The sequence below is a fragment of the Paraburkholderia sp. genome (assembly GCF_024281035.1).
Classification (GTDB): domain Bacteria; phylum Pseudomonadota; class Gammaproteobacteria; order Burkholderiales; family Burkholderiaceae; genus Paraburkholderia.
Window position 1 is genome coordinate 55,750 of record NZ_JAMXLH010000052.1, and the last position, 20,947, is coordinate 76,696.

Genomic DNA, 20,947 nt, shown 5'->3' on the forward strand with positions numbered 1-20,947 from the left:
AGCTTTACCGTCGTGAACAGCGGTTCCTGCAACTCGTCCGTCCAGGGTCGTGAACACGTTATACATAAGACATCGCCCGCAACGCCCGTTCACATCGTTACGAAGCTCAACAGCCTGCTAAACCGTCCCCTCGAATGCGGGCAGCGCCAATGTGAACGTGGTGCCTTCGCCGGGGTCGCTCTTGACGTAGACATGGCCGCCGTGACGCGTCACGACGGTCTTCACGAGCGCAAGGCCAAGCCCCGTTCCGCGGGCCTCGGGTCGCTGCGCAGCGTGAAATCTCCGGAATGGTGCGAACAGATCCACCTGATCCTCACGCGAAATGCCGTAGCCCTCGTCGCGAATCGAACAGAACACGCGCGGCGGTATCGACTTCACGATACGGATCGCGCAAACGATGCGCGTATCGGGCGGACTATATTTGACGGCGTTATCCAGGATATTCACCAGCGCGCGGGTCATCAGCGAACGATCGGCATTGATCAGGCCGCCTTCGCCGCTTTCGTCGCCTGCATCGCCTTCGTCGCCTTCGAACACCGTATCGATCCGGATGCGCCGCGCACGCGCCTGCGGCCACACTTCGTCGCTTGCGTCGATCAGCAATTCGGCGAGACTCGTCGGTTCCAGCGCATACGTCTTCGACTCCGCACGCGCGAGTTGCACGAAATCGTCGGCCAGCGCGAGCGAGCGCCGCGCACTACGCTCGATGCGGTCCATCACGTCGCACAACGGGTTCGCGTCCAGCGTGCCGCGCTTGCGCTCGGTCTCGACGAGCGCCACGATCGAGGCCTGCGGCGAGCGCATGTCGTGCGACAGGAGTTGCAGCGCATCCTCGCGCTGGCGCTCGGCTTCGTGCAGTGCCGTGACTTCGGCGAGTCCCGCGATCCAGCCTGCCACGTCGCCTTGCGCGTTCGTGCGTTTCGCGTAGCGCAGCAGGTAATCGCGGCCGTCGGGCGAACGCACCTGGACGCCTCGCTCCATGAGCGCCGCGAATTTCGCGCACACCGGATTGAGCGGCTCGGGCCAGTGAGCCCGGGCGAACGCAAGCGTGGCCGGGTTCGGGTCAATCGACTTGACGAGCGAAAATTCACTGAATACATCCGCCATGGAGCGCCCCTCCGCCGGACAGACGCCAAGCCGCTCCAACGCCCCGCGCGCCGACTGATTCGCGATCAGCACGACGCCGAGCACATCGGCGACGAGGATCGGCTCAGGCACCGAGTCGAGGCTGTCCCAGACGAACCGCCCCATGTCCTGCAGCCGCTGCGCGGTCTGCGCCATCAGCGCCATCTGCCGCGCAAGCGCGTCGCCCGCATATTCGCGCACAGGCACGGGTGCTTCAGGCAACAGATAAGGTTCGTCGGCCAGTCTGCGCAAAGCCTTGCGCAGATACGCCATCGTCATTTCCAGACGCCGCCAGTTCCACATCGGATAGACAAAGATCAGCGCGGCCACTGCGGGCACGGGGCTCAGCCACATGTGCGCGCCGTCGAGGAGCGCGGCGCTCACAGCAAGCGAGGCGACACCGAGCGCGACGGACAACAACAGGGCGCGCCACGGCGACAACACGAGAAAACCCGCCAGCAGCAGTGAGAGCGGCACGAGCGACGCGAGCAGCGCCCACGGTCTCGACACGGGTTCGATGGCGGTGCCGTTGAGCAGCGTGTCGAGGACGTTCGCGTGGATGTGCACGCCCGGCAGCGGGCCGAGCATGCCGGAGACCGGCGTCGCGAAACGATCCTGGACCCCCGAAGCCGTGACGCCGACCAGCGCCACACGATCGCGCAACCATTCGGCCGGCACGTGGCCGTCGAGCACGTCCGAGAACGACACGCGCCGATGGATCTGCGCATGCGCGCTGAACGGGACGAGGAAGCGCGCCTCCCTGCCCGCGCTAGCCAGCGCCTCGCCGCGGATGGTCTGCGGCGCGCCGCCGGACAGCGTGATCTCACCCCCGCGCGCGGCGCGCCAGGCGGGCACCATCAGTTGCGGCCAGTGCTGATGCGCGTCGCCCTGGAATAGCGCAACGCTGCGCACGATGCCGTCACTGTCGACTTCGAAATTGACATGCCCGAGACCGGCAGCCGCATTCGCGAGCGGTGCGACGGGCAGCACGACTTCACGTGCGCCCGCTGCATCCGAGGAACCCAGCACGACCGGAAGGTAAGCCGGCCGCGCGGCGAGCGCTTTCGCAAAACTGTCGTCGTCGGGCGAAGGTTCGGTGAACGGCACGTCGTAAACGATCGCCGCCACGCCCGCCTGGTCCAGTTGCTCGGCGAGCCGCGCATGGATGCTGCGCGGCCACGGCCAGCGGCCAAGCGCTGCGATGCTCGCGTCGTCGATCTCGACGATCGCGATATCCGACGACATGGAGGGCGCACGCCCGGCAAGGAAGCGATCGTAGACGAACTGGTCGGCACCGGCCGTCCACTGCCACACGATGCTGAGGATCACGATCAGGAGGCCCGCGCATCCGACACCCGCCCATTCGGACAGGAACCGGCGCCTGAAGGAGCGGCCTGGGCGCGCAGGCGGCTTGACGCGCATGGCGGGCGCCGTCACCCGTCGAGCCGGAACGACGCGATCAGCCAGGCTTGCCGGTAGTAGCCGCGGTTGTCGACCGGCTCAGCGAGCACGGTCCGGTCGTACACGTCCTCTGGAAGATCGTTGACCGCGATCTCGGCGTTCGTGGCGTCGGCGAATTCGACGGACGGCACGCGCACCGCCCGCGCCGGCGCGGCGCGCTGCATCGGGCGAGCCGGACTCACGCGGCGTCCCCTTCGATTCTCTCGAGACGATAGCCGTAGCCGTAAATCGGCGTCAGACGGTAGCCGTTTTCGGGGCGCAGGCCGAGCTTGGAGCGCAGCATCGAGACGTGCGTATCCATCGTGCGCGACGGAATATCGTCGGACTGTTTCCAGATCACATCGAGAATGTGTGTGCGCGAAAGCGGCCGGCTCAGATGCTGGAACAGCAGCAGCGCGAGATCGAACTCCTTCTGCGTCAGCGCGACCGGCTTGCCGTGCACCAGGACCTTGCGGGATTTCAGATCGAATTCGTATTCGCCGAAGACTTCTTTGAGCACCGGCGCATACAACTGATAGGCGCGGCGCAGCAGCGAACCTACGCGCGCCACCAGCACCGCTGCGGAAACCGGCTTGACCACGTAGTCGTCGGCACCGCTGTTGAGCATCAGCACGATATCGGCCTCGTGGCTGCGGCTCGTCATGAACAGCACCGGCAACCGCGTGGAGAGGCTCTGGCGCACCCAGTACAGAACCTCGTCGCCCGACATGTCGGGCACGTTCCAGTCCAGCACGAGCAGGTCAAACGTCTCGCGCCGCAGCTGCCGCACGAGGTCGTTGCCCTTCGCAAACACATGGCAAGTGTGGCCGGCTTCCCCCAACGCTTGACATACGAATTCCGCTTGAGCCGGATCGTCTTCCAGTACTGCAATTCTCATCATGCCCCGCACCTGCAATCGTCTTTCATCTTTCCAGGATGGATTGGCTTTCCAGGCGGGCCGAACGGCGGCACCGTCCCGTCCCCGCGCCGGCCGTCGTGCCGCGGCGCATAGCGCCCCGCGGACACCGACGGACATCCGTCCCGGAACACGCTGCGCACGGTCTGACCATGCGTCCTCAAACCGCTACTCTCGCTTCGTCTTGAAAATAACGGGAGAGCGCCGCGCCAGTCGTTATGTGAAATCGGATCTCGTTCATAGTAGTCGAAAAGAGTTTCCCCTTACCGTAGTCCGTATAGTCCGTCGTGGGCGGCACCGCGCTACAGGCCGTCAGACGCAACGTTGTGAGATGAACGTCCCCGCGCTTCCTGCACCGCCACGTGGCGGGCGCATGCCAGCGCGCAACGTTTCCGGCTCAAGGTGAATGGATCGGATCCGTTGGACCCGGATGTGCCCCGTGCCGTCGCGCGCCGGGCACTGCGTCGGCCACGTCGGCCATCTGACAAGTGGGCTTATTGATCGGCTTCACGGAGCCGGATCACCACGCGGGTTCACTGAGTGGGTTCCGATCGTTCATTAAGCGGCCTCCTTGCCTCAGGCAACGACAGCCGTATATTTTGGAGCGCGTATTGTCCCCGGAAGTCGCAATATTTAGTGTCAAAGATTGCTAAATCTCGCAATCCATGCAGCATGGATATGCAAAATACTCTGACATCCTAACGATACAAGATCGACGGCAACGCATTGCTGACGCGCGAAGCGCAGCAGCAGCAGCACAAGCGGTGGCCAGGAGAATGCGATCGCTCAGCCAGTGCAGAGCGATCTGTCGGGAAGACGGATGGGAGTCGGCGCGAGCGCCCGAAACCGGCGCTCGCGCGTGAAGAAGCCGGACTAAGGCGGTGCGTCAGTTCTGCTGTCGGTAGTCGCGGCGGCCGCTGTTCGCGTCACCTGACGGGTGGCCGCCCTGCGGCGCACCTTGCGGGCGTTCCGGTCGCGCCGCACCGGGCGCCGGGCCGGGCGCACGCTGACCGCCGTATGGCTGACCGGCAGGCGGGTGGCCATAAGCGCCTGCGGGCGGCTCAGGCGGACGACCGCCGTACTGCGGCCCCTGCACCTGAGGACGGGCCGCACCCGGCGGCGGGGCGGACGGCCGCGCGCCGTTGAATTGCGGCTCCGGCGGGCGGTGCATACCGGGCGGCGAACCTCCGGCCTCAGGCATCGCCCGACGTTCCGCTCCGCGTGGCGGCTCGCCATGCATTGGCGGAGGCCCACCGGCCTCAGGCATCGCCCGTCGTTCCGCTCCACGCGGCGGCTCGCCACGCATTGGCGGAGGCCCACCGGCCCCAGGCATCGCCCGACGTTCCTCTCCGCGCGGCGGCTCGCCATGCATTCGCGGCGGCCCTCCGTACGGGCGCCCGCCATAGCCCGGTTGCGGCCTGTGCGCCCAGCGATCACGGTCGCCGTACCACGGACGATCGCGATAGAAACTGCCCCAGTACGCTCCGAGCGCAAAAGTCACGACCGGCAGCCCGATGGATGGGCCATAGTCTTCGAGCGGCACGTAGCCGCCCTGGTAGGGATACGAGAGATAGGCGGCATAGACCCAGCCGCGCAGGTCGGGCAGCGCGACGTCGCACCACGAGTAGTCGCTCACGCAGCCCATCACGGTGACGGGCACACCGGGCCCGAGTTCGGACACAACCGGGTAGTCACCCGACGGTCCGGCGAAGAGTTCGACCGGCTCGCTCGTGTAGGCCTGGACCTGCGCGAACGCACGAGGCGCCGCCAGCCCGAAACCGGCCAGCACCACCGCGACGGCCAGCGCCCGCGTGCGCATCGTCTGGCTCTTATACATTGTTTTCTCCCTTGACCACTTTTCGTATTCGATCAAGCCGCACGTTTCGTGCCTGATTCACGCGTTTTCGTCGAAATAGTGAATTGGACTCGCCCAGCGGGCTGCCTCGCCGAAAGCTTACCTTGATTAAGACAGTTTGCAGTTTTATTGGGACTCAATGACGGTGCGGTAAATGCGGGCCTGTATCGGTCCGCTCGCAGGCGTGACGCGCGGTCAAACGAGGCACCGGGAACAACCCTGCCGGTGGTCGCGAGCACGAATTGCCGACGCCCGGAACCGGCCAACGTACGGACATTCGGCCACCACAGCTTCAAAGGAGCGCTTCAGGTCGGCGCCGGTCCGTCACCATCGGAGCGCCGATTCAACACACTAAAGACCGCATAAGCAGTGGAGGTGTTGCAAATGAAGCACAGACGGCGGATTTACAATGCACACCGCCAGAAGGCGTTGATATGCGGGCGGTGGCGCAAAAACCGCGCGATTTCAACTTGCCTCTGCGAGATTTGAGAGCGTTGTGTCACGTCAAGTCGGCCAGCATATATCACACCGTGATACAATCGGCACGTTTATATGCCTTTTGATGTCTGTGCAAGTCAACGAGGCAATGCTGCGACGCGTATCCGTTAATCGTCAATCCGCCCAGAGTTTTCTAAATGTTGCTGCGTCAGGGAGAAGCCCGCAACCACGAGATCGATCGTCAACTTGCCTGCATACTCGCCGGGATTGCAGGCGCCCTGAACACCGCGGCCTTTCACGCCGCCGGGTTTTTCTCGGCAAACATGACCGGGAACGTGTCGTCACTCTCGGATCACGCTGCACTCGGGCAATGGTGGGTCAGCGCCTTCTACTTCTCCATCCTCGTCATCTTCGTTTTCGGCAGCACGACGTCGACCCTGCTGATCAATGCCGGGTGCCGGCGTACGATCCGCAGCATCTACGCGATCACGATCCTCGCGGAAGCCATTCTCATGGTGTTGCTCGGACTCGCCGAATGGTCGATTCCCTCGATGGATCGCGGCCCCGTGCTGATCCTCGGCCTGAGTTTCCTGATGGGATTCCAGAACGCCGTCGTCACTCGCATCTCGGGTGCGAGGGTTCGTGCCACACACGTTTCCGGCATGTCGACCGATATCGGTATTGAGTTCGGCATGCTTCTCGACATCATCCGCGGGCGCGAACCGGACGTCGAACTTGCGCCGTATTCGGCCAAACTGCGTCTGCACGTACAGACCGTCCTGTCGTTTTTGGCCGGCGGTGTCGCGGGGATGGTGGTCTATCAGGCAATCGGGACGCGGCTTCTGTTCGCCGCCGCCGTTCTGCTGTTCGCGATGGCGATCACATCCATCATTCGCGCCCGGACGCAGAGCAATCAGATATCGATGCCCTGATCCCTAAAGCGGTAATTCAAAAAGCCACCGAAGTTCAGGATCGGCATTTGTTAATGCCTGCATATTTCCACTGACCATTTATTAATGGCTCTACCCGAGGAACAAGATCCTGTCCGGCCGTTGCCGTGTTTGCACCCAACCCTGATTCCACCGTCTTGTGCCGGACTTTGAGAACTTGTTCGGGCGTTGTCGTGCCGCCCAATGTGACAACATCGGTTATCGAGCCCACCGTGACGCCTGGCGCGCCCTCATACAGGCCGGTGAGGATATTTCCATTTGAAACTTGCGTCCCTGCATCACTGGCTATTTTTGCCGTTGTGCAACCGGACAGCGCTGCTGTGCAAGCAACAAAAGGATGGCCCCGCATCCATCCAAAGAGCGGTCCTGGAGGGCCCTGGTCGATGAACGTCTCCCGGAGTAGGGACAGCATCGGGGCGGCACTCCGAAAGCTCTTCAGCCCTGGAGTGCCATGATTCGATCCGGACCTGACTAATCGCGCCAGTAGTGATTGGCTGCGGCTATCGTGGCGAACTCAGTCGCTACGACTTGCCCGACCTGAAGCAGCATGCTCGCGTCGTTCGCATACACGTCGCGTAGCTTATCCCGGACAGCCTCGTCCTGCTGTGTCGCCTTGATGATCAGCCGTGCCATCTTGACGGCCAGTTGGCGCCCTTCTTCCGGAGTCGCGGTGATGAGCGAATTGCCGGGAACAAGTGTGGTATCCATCGTTGCGCACCTCTCTGGTTACAAGTGAGTGAACGAAATATGTCGGAGCGATCTGACAGCTTCGACATTCATGATTATTGCTGACACCGGGCAACTGTGACGCGACCTGTTCACGCCGCAGCTGGAACCGGACGCACTTGATGCTCCAGCCGGGGTGCAGGCTCCCGTCCATCGATAAACCGCGCCGCGCGTTCCCGCTTCTCGACTGGCCACCCGGCGAGTCGTGAGGCCGGGCGACAGCGACCGGAATCACTAGTAGCGCGAAAGCTGGCTGCCATTGACCTGCACGCGGTCGCCCGGGCGCAGGTCGCCGGGCGTCGGCACGTTGAACGCGCGCGTTGAGCCGTCGCTCAGTTGTACGTCGATCTGGTATCCGGCAGGCTGGCCCATTTGCTGGCCGATCTGGTTGCCCGCGTAGGCTCCGCCTAGCGCGCCGATGACGGTCGCGGCGTCGCGACCGTGGCCGCGACCGAACTGATTTCCGAGCACGCCGCCAACGAGCGCGCCGACCACCGTTCCCGCAACGCCCGACGTGCCCGTGGCGCTGCTCAAGGGGCGGATGCTCGCGATCGTGCCGTACTGCGTGCCATATTGGTTGCCGTATTGCGAGTTGTACTGTGACCCGTACTGCCCGTCGTTTTGCGTGTCGTATGGCTGTTGCGGCGCGGGCGGCGGCGCGTAGGCGGGTTGCTGCACGGTAGCCGGTTGCGCGTAGACGGGTTGGTTATAGGCGGGCGTTGCGTACTGGGCCTGGTAGCCTTGCTGCGAGCCGTACGGCGCATAGCCCGGGGCAACGCATGCAGACAACGAAAGACTCGCGGCGGCTACAAGCGCGGCGGTCAGGGCGGACTTGGTGGAGAGCATGGGCATCACGGCGTGGTTTGCAATGGCGCCGCGCGAGGCGCGGCGAGCATAAGGAGGAAGGCGGTTGCGCGGCAGTATAAGGAAAGCCCACCCGGATGTGCGCAGCTCGATAGTAACAACGTGTAAAGTCCGTTTCCCGGTGAATAGCGGCAGGCATCGGTGCATCCGGATCGCGACGCCGTTACGAAAATACGGGCGACCGGGGAATGCGATTGTGGTGCGCTGGAACTATTCCCGCTATCCACCGGGAGGTTTTTCCCACGGCGGAAAAGACAATTCACCAACCTCCGGAGACGCGCCGCCTCAAAACAGTCGAAACCCGCCAGCAAACGCCTCCAGCAATACAGCCGCCGGTTGATAGCGCACCGCAAGGCCCGCGAAGCCTGACCGGATCGATTAACCCGTTAACGTCTCGGGGCCGAGTTCATACGCGAGACATTTTGCTGGATGCCCCATGCCGCGACGAACCGTCGCAGACATCATCGATGGCAACAGCGAAATAGTTCGCCTTGTTATGCTCTAAGGTTTTCCCTTTTCAGGAAGCTCGATGCGCACGAGATACCGCAAGCCATCACTGACGCGGCAACCGGGATGCGAAGCGGTATCAGCCGGTTGCAGCAAACCCATCCGTGGTGAATGGATCACGTGCTCGATCCAGCGTTTTTCCCGGACGCAGAGATGAACTCAATAAGCGGCACGAGCGACAACTCGCGCATCAAGGCGCATATCGTGCGTGCGTTCGGCGCAGCGCACGACTACGATCGATACGCCCTGGTACAGCGCCGGGTAGCGACGGATCTCGCGGAGCGTATCGCGACGATCGCGCTGCCGCCGGAACCCCGGATTTGCGAAATCGGCTGTGGCACAGGTTTCCTTGGCGCAGCACTGGCACACACGATCCCGCGCGGAGAGTTCCTGCTGACCGACCTCGCACCGACCATGATCGAGCGCGCCCGCAGTCGGCTGGGCGCGAATCCGCGCTTTCGCTTTGCCGTCGTCGACGGCGAACATCCGGCCGCACTGGAAGACGACGGTCCCTTCGATCTCATCTGCTCCAGTCTCGCGGTGCAGTGGTTTTTCGACCTCAAGGCGGGACTGGAACGGCTTTTCGCGCAGTTGCGCCCGGGAGGCAGTCTGCTCGTTTCCACGCTGACACAAGGAACGTTCGCCGAATGGGAGCAGGCGCACGCCGCAGCCGGACTCACGCCTGCATTCGACGCCTATCCCTGCCCGGCCGAGTTACGGGCCATGCAACTCGATCGCGTTATGCCGCGCGTCGACGTGTGGTCCGTGACTGAAAAACATCGTGATGGATGGGCGTTCCTGCGATCCCTCAAGGCGATCGGCGCTCATGCAACGAAGCACGCCCGGCATCCCTTGACCCCATCGCAGCTCCGTCGTGTCGTGGAACGCTTCGATGCCGGCGACGCGCGCATTACCTATTGCATGGCAACCTGCCTGTACTCCAAGCCGGCGCTCGGTCACACGGATCTGTCCTCGTAAGCCCGGGAGTCATTCAAAAGGCGTCTCGCGGCCGCCAGGTCGCGAGGTTGCCGATACCACTCGCTGAAGACATGAACACGTCATGGTTCGGCGTCGCAAACATAGATTGAGAACCGCTCGCCCTCCGTCTCTTCGAAGCGCCTGATCTGCGCAATATGGTGCGCCTCCAGCACACTTCCGCTCGTCATCAGCAGCACGCCACGCGCGGTGCGCAGATCGTCCGCGAGCTTCATGCCCGATTTCAGCCGCGCCGTGTCGATGCAGACATGATCCAGCCCGCTCGCCTGGCGGGCTTTGAGAACCTTGAGGAAATGGTCCACGAGTGCAGGGTCGTAGCGCATTCCGGCCTGCGAACGGAGCACCGAAGTAATCTGCTCGTCGGGAACGACGCGCCCCAGCAGCGCACCCGATCGCAGCCCCTCGAAATCGCGCACGATTGCGAGGATTTGTGCGCCGACTGGAATCTCCGGGCCGCTAAGGCTGTTGGGTGTCCCGCGCCCGTCATAGCGTTCGTATTGATGCCGGATCAGGACGGCCGCCGCCTGCAGATTGGCGACGGGCATCAGCGTCATCTGCGCATGCAGAGGGTGCTGATAATAGGAACGTGCCTCCGTTGGCGTGAACTTGTCGACGGTCTTCTGAACGATCGCATCCGGCAGCGCGAGCTTGCCGACGCCGAGCAACAACCCTGCGAAATACGTTTCCTGCGCCTCGTATTCGCTCAACCCCGCTTCAAGCGCGAGCTGGCGCGAGAGATCCGCGATCCTCGATGCCTGCCCGCCCAACACGCCGCAGCGCAACTCGATCATGTTCGCGCAGACTTTCAGCATCGCGGTGAAATTGCGCTTCAGATCTTCCTCGGCCTTTTCGAGGAACATGACCGTCTGACCCAGTTCCTCCGTGCGTGCCTTGACCTGAGCTTCCAGCGTCGCGTTGAACTGCTTGAGTTGTTCGTTCTGTGCGCGCGTCAATTCGCCCAGTCTTTCGGCTTCGCGCCGCAGGGTCTGCTGCTCGATCGCACGCTTCACGGTCAGCAGCAGGTCCTGATCGTCCCAGGGCTTGTGCAGATAGTGATAAACGCCGCCTTCGTTGATTGCACTCACAACCGACGTAATGTCCGCAAAGCCGGTCAGCAGGAGCCGTGCCGTGTCGGGCCACCTGCTTCGAACAGACGCCAGAAATTCCGCGCCGCTCATGTTCGGCATGCGCATGTCCGAGATGACCACGTCGACCGGATGCTCTTCCAGTATTTTCAAACCGGCGCTGCCGCTCTCCGCCGTATGGATCTCGTAGCGGCCCTGACGAAGCAGCCGGCGCAATGCGGACAGAACGCTGGGTTCGTCATCGACGATCAGTATCGATCCCGTCTGCGTGGCAGCTGACTGATCGCTATCGAGTGTTTCCATTTTTGCGTCACGCGGGAAATCACCCACGATGTACTCTCCGGTTTCGATATCTGCAAAATCGATAATCAATTGCGCACGCCAGCTTTTCTGTCTTGCGCAATTGCACTCCAGCTACCACCGCCCAAACGTGGAAGCTTAACTATCGAACGGCCGCTGCGGAATTATCGGGCATCAGGTTTTCCCTCGATACCTTGCGCATTCGATGCGCTTCACATTAAATGCACCAGGTGTATCCGGTCGTCACGTCGATGCACCTCCACTGACATTGCGGCGATGCGGTCTTCCACGACGTTGTCCGCCCGTACCGCAGAAATGCCCAGTATCGATCTCGCAAACGATTCAACAGAACCTGGCAATTATCCGCATTCAGAATTCAGCCCCTCCTGCCGATATCACAGTGTGAGTCTGCCGTATGTGCCGACCATCAAGCGCGCACCGTGCCCGGCGAAGTGGCCCGGAAAGAAGGAGCCTGTCATGCCCCCCGTTGAGTCTTCCTCGATCGTATCGGCCCATTCGACGCACCCCGACGCACGCGCGGCCGTTCGCGAAGTCGGTGCCGCACTTGCGGTCTGCGACGCCGAACTCGTCATCTTCTACTGCTCCAGCCATTTCGATCTGGACGCACTCGCCAGTGAAATTCACGCGACGTTTGGCCAAACGCGTGTCATTGGCTGCACCACGGCTGGCGAGATCGGGCCGGCCGGCTATCTGGATCACAGTCTTTCGGCGGTCGCGTTACCACGTGCGCTGTTTACAGCGGCGATAACACGCATCGACAATTTGCGCGATTTTACGATTGCCGGCGGCCAGGCATGCGCCATCAATACCCTGAACGATTTCGAAAAGCGTGCATCGCATGCGAGCGCATCCAACTCGTTCGCGTTGCTGCTGGTCGACGGACTTTCGGTACGCGAAGAGCCGGTTGCGCGCACGCTGCAAAACGCCCTCGGCGACATTCCGCTGGTCGGCGGATCGGCAGGCGACGATCTGCGTTTCGAGCGCACCGCGATATTCCATGACGGGTCCTTCCGCACCGACTGCGCCGTTCTGGTCGTCGCATCGACATCATTGCCCTTCCGCACGTTCAAAACGCAGCACTTTCTCCGTTGCGAAGAAAGACTGGTCGTTACCGGAGCCGACGCGCCGCGACGCACCGTATACGAAATCAACGGGCTTCCGGCCGCGAAAGAGTACGCAAGGTTGATCGGCGCAAGCGCGGACGAACTATGCGCCAGCCATTTCGCGTCCGCGCCCGTCGTGGTGTTGATAGACGGCGCCGATTATGTTCGCTCCATCCAGAAACTGAATCCCGACGGCAGTCTCACGTTCTATTGCGCAATCGAGGAAGGTCTTGTATTGCGTGTCGCGAGAGCACTCGACCTCGTCGGGAACCTGCGCGTAACGTTCGACGATCTCCGAAATTCGCTGGGCGAGCCCCAACTGGCGCTCACCTACGATTGCATCCTGCGTCACCTCGAAATGACACAACGCGGAACGCGCGATGAAGCGGCCGCCCTTTACAAGGCAAATCACGCGGTCGGTTTCAGCACCTATGGCGAGCAATACCGCGGCGTCCATGTCAACCAGACGCTGACCGGCATCGTGTTCGGCAATGAGGCGAGGACAGCCAGTGTCTGAAGCACACACTGAAGCACGCACTGAGGCACGCACGCACGCGGACGCGCCATCGGACGTCGAAGCGCTGAACATGGAAATCGTGCGATTGAACAAGATCGTGCGCGCCCTGATGGACCGTGCCGAACGCAGCACGATGGCATACAGTTCCGATTTCAGCCTGTTCCAGATGGCGGTCACGCTCGAAGACCAGGTTCGACATCGCACACGCGAGCTGGAAGCCGCGCTTCACGAGAACCGCAAGATCACGCACACGCTTCAGCGTACCCAGGCGTTGATGCGGCAGGAAATCGATGAGCGCAGACGCACACAGGCCGAGCTCGAAACGGAACGCATCGCACAACAGGACTTGATCGAGAAGCTCGAACAGGCTCATGTGCAGTTGCTGCAATCGGAAAAGCTCGCGTCGATCGGGCAACTGGCGGCTGGCGTGGCCCACGAGATCAACAACCCGATTGGATTCGTCGATTCCAATTTGCACACGCTCAAGACGTGGATGATCCAGTTGCTGGGTTACATGGACGTGCAGGACAACATGCTGCGCACTTCGTGCGATCTCGACGACGAAGCACTGGCCCGTCTTCATACGGCGCGCGAGCAGGCCGATCTCGACTATCTGCTTTCCGACGTCGACGCATTGATCGAGGAGTCGATTGAAGGCACGTCACGCGTGCGCCGCATCGTACAGGACCTGCGCGACTTCTCGCGGGTGGGAAGCGAGGAATGGAGCATCGTGGATATTCACAACGGTCTCGATGCAACGCTGAATGTCGTGCACAACGAACTCAAGTACAAGGCGAAAGTCATCAAGGACTATGGAGAGTTGCCGCCTGTCGAATGCATTCCGTCCCAGATCAATCAAGTGGTGATGAATCTGCTCGTCAATGCCGCGCAGGCCATTCCCGAACACGGAACCATCACGATCACCACGCGCCATCAGGACGAAGGTGTCACCATCGCGGTCAAGGACACCGGCACAGGCATGACCGCCGAAGTGCGCGCCAGGATTTTCGATCCGTTCTATACGACCAAGCCCGTCGGCAAGGGAACAGGGCTCGGACTGTCGCTTTCGTACGGGATCGTCGAAAAGCACGGCGGCAGGATCACGGTGGAAAGCGAGCCCGGAAAAGGTTCGAGCTTCACGGTATGGATACCGGTCGCCCGGCCGCATCCGCCCGCCGCGAGCATTGATCGCTGATCGATTGCCAGAGGAACGTTTGCCTGCAGAACAGACGTGCACTGCCGGCGAGGGCAGAACAGTACGCGAATTCATCCTCACACGCTGTATGCAGGCACGCTGCGACCGCGATTCCTGTACTGGGTTCCGCAATCTCCAGCGTGTACGTTGGCCACCGGACACGGGCGAACCTTCATATTAGAATCGCTTCAGTCGAGACAGATTATCTCTATGCAATCCTGAACTACTCGTTCTCTTCGAAGTAGTGCCCAAACTTGACCTGCTTGGTTCGAATGTAGCGTTCGTTCTCTTCGCGCGTCGAAATAGGCAGTGCAACGCGCTCGATTACCGGGATGCCGTGTTTCGCGAGCGTGTCGAACTTCTTCGGATTGTTGCTCATGAGCCGCACCGACGCGACCTTCAGCATACGCAGGATCGCCGCAGCGGAATCGTATTCGCGCGCATCTTCAGGCAGGCCGAGGTCGAGATTGGCTTCGACCGTATCGCGGCCCTGCTCCTGCAGCGCATAGGCGCGGATCTTGTTCGACAGGCCGATGCCGCGTCCTTCGTGGCCGCGCAGGTAGAGCAGCACGCCGCGCCCCTCGGCCGCGATGTTGCGCAACGCGAGATCGAGCTGCTCGCCGCAGTCGCAGCGATACGAACCGAGCACGTCGCCGGTCAGGCATTCGGAGTGCAGGCGCGTCAGCACCGGCGCGCCGCTGTCCACATCGCCCATCACGAACGCCAGATGCTCCGCACCGCCGTCCTTCACCCGATAGACATAGGACGTGAACGTGCCGTAACGGGTCGGCAGCGAGGCGGTCGCGTCAAGCACGACGCATTCGTTGGCGTTGTTGCCGTCCGCGCAGGACGACTCTGGAAACGTAGGCATGTTCTGGAACAGGTGACTGACAAAGGCCGGCGCACGCGCCGGATTGAAGTTCGGAATCGGAGTTTACCGCCATTTGGCCTCCCTCGCCGGGCGCGCAGCCTGTGCGCGTTCGGGCACACCCCAACTTCCCGGCGCGATTCGCGCGCGTATACTGGAACTGCTTTCCGATGGCACGCAGGGTAGCCGCCCAGTGTGCTCCGCCGCGCAATGGCTGAAGGACGAATGGGAGTCGCCCTATGACGAGCGTTGCACAGGTACTCAAATCAAAGCCGGAACAGGTGGTCTACACGATTGCCGCCTCAGATTCCGTTTATAACGCAATCCGCCTGATGGCAGAAAAGCAGATCGGTGCGCTAGTGGTGACCGACGGCAGCGCGATCGTCGGCATCGTCACCGAGCGCGACTACGCGCGCAAGATCGTGCTGATGGACCGATCTTCGAAAACAACTGCCGTGCAAGACATCATGAGTCCGCACGTGCGCTTCGTCGAACCCCGCCAGACCACTTTCGACTGCATGGCGCTCATGACCGAGCGGCGCATGCGGCACCTGCCCGTGCTGGACGGCGGGAAGCTGGTCGGGATGGTGTCGATCGGCGACCTCGTGAAAGACATCATCGCCGAGCAGCAATTCACGATCGAGCAGCTGGAGCACTACATCACCGGCCGCCCCGTGGTCTGAGCCGCAGCCGGTTGCGCGTGAAAGAAAAAAGCCCAATCCGGCAGGGTTGGGCGAAAGCCGCCTTACGGCGGCGGAGGATTCACGCATCGAAATCGTGCGGCGCAACGCAACGCGCACATGCATGCCGGTCAGGGCAGGCTTCGCGCCGCCCTGACCGCATCAAATCAGTCTCCGGAACAGATCGAGCCAGCGTGCCTGCACGGGCTGGCCGGGCTCGCTATGGAAGTCTATTCAGATGAATGACCAGGGCAAATACCTATTTGCCCAAAACATAGTTGCTCTGGATACAACAATTCAATACGGGGTGCGTTCCTTCGTTGCGCTCAGCCCCGATTGACGAGCAAGCTTTGCGGTCTGCCGACAAACCGGCTGCCCACCTCGAAAAAGCGCAGCAATCGCTGCGTCTCGTGCGAAAGTCCGATGCGCGTGGTCACGCCGACCGGCCGCGCGGCCATTGCGTTACCATCTTCCGCACAGCCACACGATCTGCCGCGCGCCCGCTACGCGGCGCCGAAGGAGCCACAGATGAACGAGCAACGCGCGATCCAGTTCCTCAACGATGTCCGCAAGCCGCTCCTCACGCTGCACAAGGCGATCCTCGATCACGAGCGCGCCGCTTATCAACGCGAGTTCGGGCCGGTGACGCCGGCTGCGTTCCTGCAGGTGCTGATCAACGGATCCGGCTTTCGCTGGATCTCGCCGCTGTCGGCTGTCATCACCAACCTCGACGAGTCGCTCGACGCCAAAGACGCCACCGATGAAGACCGCATCGGCGCCGCGCAGGCCGTGTGCGCGCTGTTCTCGGGCGAGGAGTCGGTGGAATTCTTCACGCACTATCAGTCGCTGATGCAGGCAAGTCCCGACGTGCTCCAGTTGCACGGGCGACTCGTTCCGCTACTGCGCAGCGTGCAGGACGCCTGAGGCAGCCAGCCTGCGTGCCTTAAGGACTGGACTGGACTGAACCGGGCTGAATCAGGCACGCGACGTGCATCGCCGGAATTTCACGGCGCGCGCCTGCGCTTCGCCGGAGCAGCCGCGACCGCCGCACCGTTGGCCTCGCGCGCCGCGTTCAGCCTGCGCCACAGCGTCGTCTTGCTGATGCCGAGCAGCGCGCACACGCGATCCCGATCGCCACCGCAAGCTTCCAGCGCCGCACGGATCTCATCGGCTTCCACGCTCAGGCTGCGCTCACGCAGCGTCAACGCCGCATCGCCCGCCGCGCGCGATTCGAACACCTCCGGTGCAATCGCGCGCAACACGTCGGGCGTCAGCGTGTCGTCGTCGGCATCGGCCAGTTCCACGACAATGCGCTCCACCACGTTCTGCAATTCACGCACGTTACCCGGCCAGTCGTGGCGCGCGAGCGCGTCGCCCACGGGCGCGAGCACCTGCGCAGCCGCTTCGCCCGTGCGGATCCGCAGCGCTACACGCGGCTCGCGGCGCGCGGCCTGCGCCAGCAGTTCGGCCGCAAGCGGCACGACGTCGCCGCCACGCTCGCGCAGCGGCGGAATCGCGAGATTGAGAATGTTGAGCCGATAGTAGAGATCGGCGCGGAATTCGCCCGCCTCGATCTGCCCGGCCAGCGAGCGGTGCGTCGCCGCGACCACGCGCACATCCACGCGCGTCGGCTCCGTCGCGCCGAGCCGCACGACTTCGCGCTCCTGCAGCACGCGCAACAGGCGGCTTTGCAACGGCAGCGGCATCTCGCCGATCTCGTCGAGAAAGAGCGTGCCGCGATGCGCAGCCTCGATCAGCCCCGCCTTGCCGCCGCGCCGCGCGCCGGTGAACGCGCCCTCTTCATAGCCGAACAGTTCGCTCTCGAGCAGCGTCTCGGGAAACGCGCCGCAATTGATCGCGACGAACGGAAAATCGCGCCGCGCGCTCTCGCGATGAATGCCCTGCGCAACCAGTTCCTTGCCCGTGCCGCTCTCGCCGCGAATCAGCACGGTGGCGTCCGATTTCGCATAGCGTTTCGCAAGCTGGCGCACGCGCGCGATGCCCGGCGTTGCGCCGCTCAGATCGTCGATCTCGTAACGCGCCACGAACTGCTGCGCGCGCTGGCGCGAACGCAGCGTGCGGTCGAGCCGCTCGACCGCGCGCGATTCCTGAAACGTGAGCACGGCGCCGGTCGTTACGCCGTTGTCGACAAGCGGTCCGCGATGCACGACGTAGCTCACGCCGCGCACGGTTTCGAGCGATTCGCCGTCGGCCTCGGGCAACGTGAAGGCGATGTCGGGCGCAAGCGCCGCGAGCGGCTGGCCCGCCGCCAGCAGAGGATCGATGCCGAGCACGGCGGCAAGCCGCTGGTTGATCGCCTCGACGCGGCCCTGCGCATCGAGCGCGACCACGCCGTCGCGCAGGTGCTGCAGCACGCTGTCGAGCCGCTGGCGACGCTGTGTCTCGCGCCACGTGGCCTGCACGACTTCGAGCGCGTTGTCGAAGGCCGCGCGCACCGAAGGCCGCGAATAGACGAAGAACGGCGCGAGCCCGTGCCGGGCCGCGAGATCGTTGACGAGGCCGGGCCCCACGACCGCGCCCACGCCGCGATCGCGCAGATCGAGCACGCACGTCTCCGCGTCCTGCATGGTGCGATAAGACGCGAACACCACGTCGAGCCCGAACGCGCTCGCGAAGCTACGCGCTTCGACGGGCGTCTCGCCGTAGGTGACGAGCGCAACGAGATCGACCTCGCGGCGCGCGCGGGCGAGCGACTGCATCACGTCGTAGCCGGTCGGCTGCAAGAGCACGACGGGCACGTCGATGCGCGCCTTCAGATAGGTGCCGTTCGAGCCCGCAGCGACGATCACGTCGGGACGCTGATTCGGCCCCGCGGCAACGATCTCCGCCACGGCTTCCTCGAAGCCGCGCGCGACAACCCGCAGGTCGGCGAGGTCGTCGTATTCGCGTGCAATGTCGCGGAACAGGTCGCGCAGGCGGCTGATGCCCATTGCCCAGACGCGCGGGCGGAATTCGGAAGGGGTGGGAAAGCGGTTCATGGCGAGCGGGTGCGGCGAGAGAGGTTTTCATTATCGCTCGCCGATTTCAAATCTGAAATTGCAATTTCACCATCGAAATTTCATCGTCAGGTTCAGGTCAGCTATTCCGGCGCAAAATCAATGCGTTAGCCGTGCCGCCGCGCGCTGGCACGGTATCTGCAATATCCGACCGAGATTCTCCAGGAGATGCCCAAATGACCAACAAATCCCCCGCCAGCGCCGGCGCCAAATTCCGTGCCGCCGTCGCAGCAGAACAACCGCTGCAGGTGGTCGGCGCGATCAATGCTTACGTCGCCAAGCTCGCCGAAGCCACGGGCTTCAAATCCCTCTACCTCTCGGGCGGCGGCGTGGCGGCCAACTCGCTCGGCGTGCCCGATCTCGGCATCAGCACGATGGACGACGTGCTCACCGATGCGCGCCGCATCACCGACGCCGTCGACCTCCCGCTGATGGTCGACATCGACACCGGCTGGGGCGGCGCCTTCAACATCGCGCGCACGATCAAGTCGTTCATCAAGGCGGGCGTCGCCTGCGTGCACCTCGAAGACCAGGTGGGCCAGAAGCGCTGCGGCCATCGTCCGAACAAGGAAGTCGTCTCGACCGGCGAAATGGTGGACCGCGTGAAGGCCGCCGTCGACGCGCGCACCGACGACCAGTTCGTCATCATGGCGCGCACCGATGCTGCGGCCGCTGAAGGCGTCGATGCGGCGATCGAGCGCGCAGTCGCCTATGTCGAGGCCGGCGCGGACATGGTCTTCCCCGAAGCGATCAAAACGCTCGACGACTACCGCCGTTTCCGCGCTGCGGTGCAGGTGCCGATCCTCGCGAACCTGACCGAGTTCGGCTCGACGCCGTTCTTCACGACCGAAGAACTGAAGAGCGCGAACGTCGACATCGCGCTGTACTGCTGCGGCGCGTACCGCGCGATGAACGCCGCGGCGCTGAATTTCTACGAAACCGTGCGCCGCGACGGCACGCAAAAGGCCGCCGTTTCGACGATGCAATCGCGCGAGGACCTCTACAAGTACCTCGGCTATCACGCATACGAAGACAAGCTCGACGCCCTCTTCGCAGCGAAGAAATGATCCCGTTCAACAGACATTGAGGAAGACACCATGAGCGAAGCAGACAAGAACACGCCCGCAGCGGGCGCTTTCAAGCCGAAGAAGTCGGTTGCGCTGTCGGGCGTGACCGCCGGCAACACGGCGCTGTGCACCGTCGGCCGCACCGGCAATGACCTGCACTACCGCGGCTACGACATTCTCGATCTCGCCACCGCATGCGAGTTCGAAGAAGTCGCATACCTGCTCGTGCACGGCAAGCTGCCGAACGCAGCCGAGCTCGCCGGCTACAAGACGAAGCTCAAGGCCCTGCGCGGCCTGCCCGCGAACGTGAAGGCCGCGCTCGAATGGGTGCCCGCTTCGGCGCATCCGATGGACGTGATGCGCACCGGCGTCTCGGTGCTCGGCACCGTGCTGCCCGAGAAGGACGATCACAACCTGCCGGGCGCACGCGATATCGCCGACCGCCTGATGGCTTCGCTCGGCTCGATGCTGCTGTACTGGTATCACTACTCGCACAACGGCCGCCGCATCGAAGTGGAAACCGACGACGACTCGATCGGCGGGCACTTCCTGCATCTGCTGCACGGCCGCGAGCCGTCGAAGTCGTGGGTCGAAGCGATGCACGTCTCGCTGAATCTCTACGCGGAGCACGAGTTCAACGCTTCGACGTTCACGGGCCGCGTGATCGCGGGCACGGGCTCGGACATGTATTCGTCCATCACCGGCGCGATCGGCGCGCTGCGCGGGCCGAAGCACGGCGGCGCGAACGAAGTCGCATTCGAAATCCAGTCGCGCTACGTCAACCCCGACGAAGCGGAAGCCGATATCCGCCGCCGCGTGGAAGCGAAGGAAGTCGTGATCGGCTTCGGCCATCCGGTCTATACGATCTCGGATCCGCGCAACAAGGTGATCAAGGAAGTCGCGCGCATGCTGTCGAAAGAGCAGTCGAACCTGAAGCTCTTCGACATCGCCGAGCGCCTCGAAAGCGTGATGTGGGACGTCAAGAAGATGTTCCCGAACCTCGACTGGTTCAGCGCCGTGTCGTATCACATGATGGGCGTGCCCACGGCGATGTTCACGCCGCTCTTCGTGATCGCCCGCACCGCAGGCTGGAGCGCGCACATCATCGAGCAGCGCATCGACAACAAGATCATCCGCCCGAGCGCCAACTATACCGGCCCGGAAAACCTCAAGTTCGTGCCGATCGCCAAGCGCTGATCGTCCCGATGGCCGGACGGCGCATCAGCCGTCCGGCCAGCTGTGACCCGCCGCAAAGGTGTAATAAAGTGGCGCCGTTG

The 20,947-nt window shown here is 63.1% G+C and carries 18 protein-coding genes and 1 pseudogene; 8 read left to right on the forward strand and 11 right to left on the reverse strand.

Going from position 1 to position 20,947, the window contains the following annotated elements:
• Positions 1 to 117: 117 nt before the first annotated feature.
• From Q0L30_RS17965 to Q0L30_RS17980, 4 genes are all read right to left on the reverse strand, one after another.
• Complete coding sequence (locus tag Q0L30_RS17965; protein WP_296659211.1) at positions 118 to 2,547, reverse strand: CHASE2 and HATPase_c domain-containing protein; 2,430 nt, start codon at positions 2,545 to 2,547, stop codon at positions 118 to 120.
• Positions 2,548 to 2,558: 11 nt separating this feature from the next.
• Positions 2,559 to 2,768, reverse strand: coding sequence for a hypothetical protein (locus Q0L30_RS17970; RefSeq protein WP_296659213.1), 210 nt, complete (start codon positions 2,766 to 2,768; stop codon positions 2,559 to 2,561).
• Positions 2,765 to 3,463 carry a response regulator transcription factor gene (locus Q0L30_RS17975; RefSeq protein WP_296659367.1) on the reverse strand — a complete coding sequence of 233 codons (699 nt, stop codon included), beginning with the start codon at positions 3,461 to 3,463 and terminating at the stop codon, positions 2,765 to 2,767. Before Q0L30_RS17975 ends, Q0L30_RS17970 begins: the two co-directional genes overlap by 4 nt.
• A 904-nt stretch (positions 3,464 to 4,367) precedes the next feature.
• A complete protein-coding gene (locus Q0L30_RS17980) occupies positions 4,368 to 5,318 on the reverse strand; it encodes an SH3 domain-containing protein (RefSeq protein WP_367277836.1) in 951 nt (316 codons plus the stop codon).
• 653 nt (positions 5,319 to 5,971) lie between these two features.
• On the opposite strand from Q0L30_RS17980, the gene Q0L30_RS17985 reads away from it, so the two are divergent.
• On the forward strand, positions 5,972 to 6,706 hold the full coding sequence (locus Q0L30_RS17985) for a YoaK family protein (RefSeq protein ID WP_296659215.1): 735 nt from the start codon (positions 5,972 to 5,974) through the stop codon (positions 6,704 to 6,706).
• Between the two features lie 34 nt (positions 6,707 to 6,740).
• On the opposite strand, the gene Q0L30_RS17990 is transcribed toward Q0L30_RS17985, so the two are convergent.
• The 3 genes from Q0L30_RS17990 to Q0L30_RS18000 form a co-directional block, all read right to left on the reverse strand.
• Positions 6,741 to 7,136 carry a hypothetical protein gene (locus Q0L30_RS17990; RefSeq protein ID WP_296659218.1) on the reverse strand — a complete coding sequence of 132 codons (396 nt, stop codon included), beginning with the start codon at positions 7,134 to 7,136 and terminating at the stop codon, positions 6,741 to 6,743.
• Between the two features lie 59 nt (positions 7,137 to 7,195).
• The gene (locus Q0L30_RS17995; protein ID WP_296659221.1) at positions 7,196 to 7,432 is read right to left on the reverse strand and encodes a hexameric tyrosine-coordinated heme protein; all 237 of its coding nucleotides are present in this window, start codon (positions 7,430 to 7,432) and stop codon (positions 7,196 to 7,198) included.
• A gap of 252 nt (positions 7,433 to 7,684) precedes the next feature.
• The gene (locus Q0L30_RS18000) at positions 7,685 to 8,305 is read right to left on the reverse strand and encodes a glycine zipper 2TM domain-containing protein (RefSeq protein WP_296659222.1); all 621 of its coding nucleotides are present in this window, start codon (positions 8,303 to 8,305) and stop codon (positions 7,685 to 7,687) included.
• A gap of 720 nt (positions 8,306 to 9,025) precedes the next feature.
• Between Q0L30_RS18000 and Q0L30_RS18005 the strand changes: the two genes are divergently transcribed.
• A complete protein-coding gene (locus Q0L30_RS18005) occupies positions 9,026 to 9,799 on the forward strand; it encodes a methyltransferase (RefSeq protein WP_296659226.1) in 774 nt (257 codons plus the stop codon).
• Positions 9,800 to 9,879: 80 nt separating this feature from the next.
• On the opposite strand, the gene Q0L30_RS18010 is transcribed toward Q0L30_RS18005, so the two are convergent.
• The gene (locus Q0L30_RS18010; RefSeq protein WP_296659227.1) at positions 9,880 to 11,205 is read right to left on the reverse strand and encodes an HD domain-containing phosphohydrolase; all 1,326 of its coding nucleotides are present in this window, start codon (positions 11,203 to 11,205) and stop codon (positions 9,880 to 9,882) included.
• Positions 11,206 to 11,679: 474 nt separating this feature from the next.
• Between Q0L30_RS18010 and nosP the strand changes: the two genes are divergently transcribed.
• Positions 11,680 to 12,843, forward strand: coding sequence for a nitric oxide-sensing protein NosP (gene nosP / locus Q0L30_RS18015; protein WP_296659372.1), 1,164 nt, complete (start codon positions 11,680 to 11,682; stop codon positions 12,841 to 12,843).
• Between the two features lie 70 nt (positions 12,844 to 12,913).
• The gene (locus Q0L30_RS18020; RefSeq protein ID WP_296659374.1) at positions 12,914 to 14,038 is read left to right on the forward strand and encodes a histidine kinase; all 1,125 of its coding nucleotides are present in this window, start codon (positions 12,914 to 12,916) and stop codon (positions 14,036 to 14,038) included.
• Between the two features lie 223 nt (positions 14,039 to 14,261).
• Here Q0L30_RS18020 and ribA read toward each other — a convergent pair whose 3' ends face one another.
• Positions 14,262 to 14,909 carry a GTP cyclohydrolase II gene (gene ribA, locus Q0L30_RS18025; protein WP_296659230.1) on the reverse strand — a complete coding sequence of 216 codons (648 nt, stop codon included), beginning with the start codon at positions 14,907 to 14,909 and terminating at the stop codon, positions 14,262 to 14,264.
• Positions 14,910 to 15,145: 236 nt separating this feature from the next.
• On the opposite strand from ribA, the gene Q0L30_RS18030 reads away from it, so the two are divergent.
• A complete protein-coding gene (locus Q0L30_RS18030) occupies positions 15,146 to 15,589 on the forward strand; it encodes a CBS domain-containing protein (RefSeq protein ID WP_296659232.1) in 444 nt (147 codons plus the stop codon).
• Between the two features lie 323 nt (positions 15,590 to 15,912).
• On the opposite strand, the pseudogene Q0L30_RS18035 reads toward Q0L30_RS18030, so the two are convergent.
• A pseudogene (locus tag Q0L30_RS18035) lies at positions 15,913 to 16,032 on the reverse strand (3-methyladenine DNA glycosylase); the annotation flags it as partial.
• An 82-nt stretch (positions 16,033 to 16,114) separates the two neighbouring features.
• On the opposite strand from Q0L30_RS18035, the gene Q0L30_RS18040 reads away from it, so the two are divergent.
• Positions 16,115 to 16,510, forward strand: coding sequence for a hypothetical protein (locus Q0L30_RS18040; protein ID WP_296659234.1), 396 nt, complete (start codon positions 16,115 to 16,117; stop codon positions 16,508 to 16,510).
• Positions 16,511 to 16,590: 80 nt separating this feature from the next.
• Here the strand turns inward: Q0L30_RS18040 and prpR are convergent, their stop codons facing one another.
• Complete coding sequence (gene prpR / locus Q0L30_RS18045; RefSeq protein ID WP_296659236.1) at positions 16,591 to 18,585, reverse strand: propionate catabolism operon regulatory protein PrpR; 1,995 nt, start codon at positions 18,583 to 18,585, stop codon at positions 16,591 to 16,593.
• Positions 18,586 to 18,779: 194 nt separating this feature from the next.
• On the opposite strand from prpR, the gene prpB reads away from it, so the two are divergent.
• Together prpB and prpC are read left to right on the forward strand one after the other, a co-directional pair.
• Positions 18,780 to 19,670 (forward strand): methylisocitrate lyase, encoded by an 891-nt coding sequence (gene prpB / locus Q0L30_RS18050; RefSeq protein ID WP_296659239.1) that lies wholly within the window; start codon positions 18,780 to 18,782, stop codon positions 19,668 to 19,670.
• Between the two features lie 30 nt (positions 19,671 to 19,700).
• Complete coding sequence (gene prpC / locus Q0L30_RS18055) at positions 19,701 to 20,867, forward strand: 2-methylcitrate synthase (protein ID WP_296659240.1); 1,167 nt, start codon at positions 19,701 to 19,703, stop codon at positions 20,865 to 20,867.
• Positions 20,868 to 20,947: the final 80 nt, after the last annotated feature.